Genomic DNA, 549 nt, shown 5'->3' with positions numbered 1-549 from the left:
ATTGGCGCGGAAAGTTCCGTACCAGAACCGTCACGACGCATATCCGGCTTCGGCAATTCCACGCCGGCACCGCCCTCCGTGGAAGCATGTACCGGATATGTGCCCACGAAGGCGAGGATCAACGTATCCTGCCCCTTAAGGAAACGCTGCGAACGCACGCCACCGGTACCGCGACCCTTTGTCGGGTACATCTCCAACGGGGTTACCTTCGCTGAACCATTCTCCGTGCCCGGCAGTGCTTCGGAATCGCCGGCAACCGTCAACACCACGGCTCCAGACGCGGAGAACAGGCCATTGTCTCCCTCCTCGTAATTCCAAGCCACCTTGTTGGCGGGAATCACCGCAAACGCGGCAACCGAGCAGCCTTCAGCCAAGCGGATACCTGCCATGCCGCCCGCGGTACGGCCCTGAGGGCGTACGTTCTTCGCATCAAACGTCAGCAAAGACGAGTCGGTAGAAACAAACACCAGTCGATCCTCATCGCGCGCTTCAGCGGCAGCCAGCACTTCATCGTCATCCTTCAAATCGATGATGCTCCATGAATCCATC

General features: G+C 59.2%; 1 protein-coding gene. It reads right to left on the bottom strand.

Annotated elements, in window-relative coordinates; all coding sequences use genetic code 11:
• Positions 1-549: DNA gyrase C-terminal beta-propeller domain-containing protein (locus IE142_RS35815; RefSeq protein ID WP_306432654.1), on the bottom strand; the 549-nt coding region annotated here is incomplete at both ends.

Source organism: Streptomyces mutabilis, assembly GCF_014649815.1.
GTDB classification, from domain to species: Bacteria; Actinomycetota; Actinomycetes; order Streptomycetales; family Streptomycetaceae; genus Streptomyces; species Streptomyces mutabilis.
Note: the sequence above shows the minus strand (reverse complement) of the source record. Positions and strands in the feature narration are given on the sequence as shown.